A 3,961-nucleotide genomic window follows, 5' to 3' on the forward strand; every position below is an offset into this window, starting at 1 on the left:
GCTCGCACGTCGCCTCGGCCTGCCGTTCCGCACCGGCGGCTCGCTTTGCGCATCCAAGGTTCCGGACGCTCAGGCGGCCTATGAAAGCGCCAACACGCTGAACTCGACCATCCTGGCCGGCACCAACTTCGTGCTGCACTCGGCCGGCTGGCTCGAGGGCGGGCTCGTCTCCTGCTACGAAAAATTCATGATGGACATCGACCAGCTCGGCATGACGCAGAAGTTCTCCGAGGGCGTCGATCTGTCGGAAAACGGTCAGGCGATGGATGCCATCCGCCAGGTCGGACCGGGCAGCCACTATCTCGGCTGCGACCACACCCAGGCCAATTTCCAGACCGCCTTCTATCGCTCCAACATCGCCGACAACAATTCCTACGAACAGTGGCTGGCCGAGGGCGAGAAGACCGCGCCGCAGCGCGCCAACGAGCTCGCCCGCCGCTGGCTGGAAAGCTATGAGGCACCATACCTCGATCCGAGCACCGACGAAGCCTTGAAGGACTTCATCGCCAAGAAGAAGGGGTCGATGCCCGACGCCTTCACTTGAAAGGAGCCCGAGTCAGGCGGGGCTAAAGTCGCCAACATCATTCACAAGGAAGTCTGGCGGAGTGCATTCTCCGATCCGGTCAAGAAGGAATGATTGCGCCTGCCGGCAGCGTTGACCGTATCGCTTCGGCGCTTCTCGCCAACGGCCTTGTTCTACGTGGCGGCTTCAATTTTGAGCTGGGCGATGCGCCGCCACCGGGCCAGTCGGGCGCTCCCTCCAAGGCCGTCCTGCTGGTGGGGCAGGCGGGTGCTGCGTCCTGGCCGCATTTCCTGCGCTGGCGGGAAAAGCAATCGCCGACCATTGCCAATCCGCTCGACACCTGGTCGCGTGAAGTGATCGGGGCGGTGGCCGAGGTATTCGGGGCGAGGGCCATTTCACCGTCCGACAAGCCCTATCTGCCATTTCAGCAATGGGCGATGCGGGCGGAGGGGCTGAAGCCGTCACCGCTCGGCATCCTCATGCATCCGCAATATGGGCTGTGGCACGCCTATCGTGGTGCGCTGCTGTTCGAGCAAGAACTTCCTCTCCAAGCCGTTGAGACGCCGCTCCACCTTTGCGATGCATGTGTGGAAAAACCTTGCCTGAAATCCTGTCCGGTCGACGCTTATTCCGAACAAGGTTTCGCCTACCAATCCTGTCTGGCGCATGTGCGGGGAGCAAATGGCGGACCGTGCCGAAGCGGCGGCTGCCTCGACCGCAACGCCTGTCCGTACGGCACGGCCTATCGCTATCCATTGGAGATCCAGGCTTTTCATATGGCGGCATTCGCCGGTCTGTAGTCGCCACGCCATCCTGCACGAAATGTTGACTGCCGGGTTCAGGGAACGCCTTGTTCTGGCGGCTCACGCGGATATGTATCGCGCATCTAATGAACGGAGCAGGCGATGACGAAACAAGACCTTCAGATCAAGACCAGGGATGGCGTTGCCAGGGCAGGACTTTTCCGCGCTGCAAACACGTCCCCGGCCAAGGCCGGCATCATCCTGTATATGGATGCGTTCGGGCCGCGCGCTGCGCTCGATGGCATGGCGGAACGGTTGGCGGGCGAAGGCTATGCGGTGTTGGTGCCGGACCTGTTCTACCGCAATGCGCCCTACGGGCCGTTCGACGCCAAGACCGCCTTTGCCGAGGAAAAGACCAAGACAGTGCTGATGGCGCTGGTCACCGGCACCACGCAAGAGATGACCATCAGCGACAGTGGTGCATTCGTCGATGCGCTGGCTGCCGAGGGTGTTACCGGACCGATCGGGACGGTGGGCTATTGCATGGGCGGCGCACGGGCATTGAACGCCGCTGCAACCTATCCCGAGCAGATAAGGGCGGCGGCCAGTTTCCATGGCGGCAATCTGGCCAGCGATGCCGCCGACAGCCCGCATCGCAAGGCTGCCTCGATCAAGGCGCGTGTCTATGTCGGCACGTCCGGTGTCGACAGAAGTTTCCCGCCTGAGCAGTCGGCACGACTTGCCGAGGCGCTGCGAGTTGCGGAAGTCGACCATGTGATCGAGAACTATGTCGGCATGGCGCATGGCTGGTGCGTGCCGGATCATAGCGTCTTCGATGCGATCGGCGCCGAGCGCCATTGGAAGCGGTTGACGACGCTTTTTGCCGAAACGCTGATCTAAAACGGACCGGGACGTTGCCTGCGGTCGCACCGAACGGGTAGAGACTTGCACGATTGGCGCCGCCTGCTGAACGGCGCCGTCAGCGGGAACGATTTGGCCTGATGCAATCCTATGATGTCGTGATCATCGGCGCGGGCGCCGCCGGAATGATGTGCGCCGTGGAGACGGCCAAGCGCGGCCGTTCGGTGCTGATCCTCGATCACGCGGCGATGCCCGGCGAAAAGATCCGCATCTCCGGCGGAGGCCGGTGCAATTTCACCAACATCCATGCCAGCCCGAAGAACTTTCTCTCGGGCAATCCGCATTTCTGCATCTCGGCGCTCAGCCGCTACACGCAGCGCGATTTCATCGCGCTCGTCGAGCGCCACCGCATTGCCTATCACGAAAAGACGCTGGGGCAGTTGTTCTGCGACGGCTCCGCACGCCAGATCATCGACATGATGGTCGCGGAAATGCGGAGCAGGGGCGTGGAACTGGCACTGTCGGCCAACGTCGGTGATGTCCGCAGAACCGTGGAAGGATTTGTGCTTACCCTCTCCACCGGTACGGTCGCATGCCAGTCCCTGGTCGTGGCGTGTGGCGGCAAGTCGATTCCCAAAATGGGGGCGACCGGCTTCGGCTACGAGCTTGCCGAACGGTTTGGTCTTGCCATTGTCGAAACGCGGCCGGCGCTGGTGCCGCTGACCTTCGACGCAAAAACGCTCGAGCGGCTGGCGCCCCTGGCCGGCAATGCCGTCGAAGCGGAAGTCGCCTGTGGCAAGACACGGTTTTCCGAAGCGATGCTGTTCACGCATCGCGGCGTCAGCGGACCGTCCATCCTGCAGATATCGTCCTATTGGCGCGAGGGAGACGAAATCCGCATCGCCATGCTGCCGGGAGCCGACGTGGCAGACCTCATTCGCACCGCCAAGCGCGGCAACGGACGGCAAGCGGTGCAGACGGTGCTGGCAAATCATCTGCCGAAGCGGCTTGCGCAGTCGATCGCCGAGCGCACCGGGATCGACGGCAACCTCGCCGATCTTTCGGATGCTGAGATCAAAACCATCGCCGCGGCGGTCAATGACTGGCACATCAAGCCGGCCGGTTCGGAGGGCTATCGTACGGCCGAAGTGACGCTTGGCGGGGTCGATACCAACGGACTTGACCAGAAGACGATGCAGGCGAAATCTGTCCCAGGCCTGTTCTTCATCGGCGAAGTCGTCGACGTCACGGGGTGGCTGGGCGGTTATAATTTCCAGTGGGCGTGGTCGTCCGGCTGGGTTGCGGGGCAAGCGGCCTAAAGCACCAAAAATGGCGACGATGCTACTTCGGTGCCTTCGCCAGCGCTTTCTTCTTCTTTTTGGCCTGGTTGTAATCGATGGCGGCCCGGACAAGGTCTTTCAGCGCGCGCTCATCGAGCTCATCGCCCTCGAAAAGATCGATCGCACGCCACACCTTGCCGTCCAACCCCGCGTTGAAGAGCTTGCCGGGGTCCGGCAGGCTGGCGCCGTGGGAAAAGGTCAGTTTCACCTTGTCCTTGTGGGCGTTGCCGACGGCGATCATTCCGTCGCGGGACCACACCGGGCTTCCCATCCACTTCCATTCCTAGATGATCTCGCCATCGGATTCAAGAATGGTCTTGCGGACGCTGGCGAGCGTCTTGCCACGCCAGTACGTGAGGCCCTCGAACAGCTGGTCGATCTGTTGCGATGGAATCATTGCGTGCCTTTCTCTTCCAAGACGCGTTTTGTTTGCCGCGCTTTACCAGCGCGCCAGCTGGTTGATCTGAACGAGGTTGCCGCAGGTGTCGTTCAAC

Annotated in this window: 5 protein-coding genes; 4 read left to right on the forward strand and 1 reads right to left on the reverse strand. The window is 62.0% G+C overall.

From position 1 onward, the window contains the following. The 4 genes from ACXJ7R_RS26780 to ACXJ7R_RS26795 all read left to right on the forward strand — a co-directional run. Positions 1–544: trimethylamine methyltransferase family protein (locus tag ACXJ7R_RS26780; RefSeq protein WP_457154457.1), on the forward strand; the 544-nt coding region annotated here is incomplete at its 5' end. Positions 545–633: 89 nt separating this feature from the next. Further along, positions 634–1,323: a hypothetical protein gene (locus ACXJ7R_RS26785; RefSeq protein ID WP_457154458.1), complete on the forward strand. Its 690-nt coding sequence runs from the start codon at positions 634–636 to the stop codon at positions 1,321–1,323. A 105-nt stretch (positions 1,324–1,428) separates the two neighbouring features. Continuing rightward, positions 1,429–2,166 (forward strand): dienelactone hydrolase family protein, encoded by a 738-nt coding sequence (locus ACXJ7R_RS26790; protein ID WP_457154459.1) that lies wholly within the window; start codon positions 1,429–1,431, stop codon positions 2,164–2,166. 101 nt (positions 2,167–2,267) lie between these two features. Further along, entirely contained in the window at positions 2,268–3,446 is a 1,179-nt protein-coding gene (locus tag ACXJ7R_RS26795) for an NAD(P)/FAD-dependent oxidoreductase (protein ID WP_457154460.1), read from the forward strand. Positions 3,447–3,468: 22 nt separating this feature from the next. Here the strand turns inward: ACXJ7R_RS26795 and ACXJ7R_RS26800 are convergent, their stop codons facing one another. Then, positions 3,469–3,738, reverse strand: coding sequence for a DUF1801 domain-containing protein (locus ACXJ7R_RS26800; protein ID WP_457154461.1), 270 nt, complete (start codon positions 3,736–3,738; stop codon positions 3,469–3,471). Positions 3,739–3,961: the final 223 nt, after the last annotated feature.

The sequence above is a fragment of the Mesorhizobium sp. P5_C1 genome, from assembly GCF_054049815.1.

Excerpts from the sequence above, each read along its gene's own strand:
- ACXJ7R_RS26795 (WP_457154460.1), top strand. The coding sequence starts at position 2,268 with ATGCAATCCTATGATGTCGTGATCATCGGCGCGGGCGCCGCCGGAATG.
- ACXJ7R_RS26790 (WP_457154459.1), top strand. The coding sequence starts at position 1,429 with ATGACGAAACAAGACCTTCAGATCAAGACCAGGGATGGCGTTGCCAGG.
- ACXJ7R_RS26785 (WP_457154458.1), top strand. The coding sequence starts at position 634 with ATGATTGCGCCTGCCGGCAGCGTTGACCGTATCGCTTCGGCGCTTCTC.
- ACXJ7R_RS26800 (WP_457154461.1), bottom strand. The coding sequence starts at position 3,738 with ATGGGAAGCCCGGTGTGGTCCCGCGACGGAATGATCGCCGTCGGCAAC.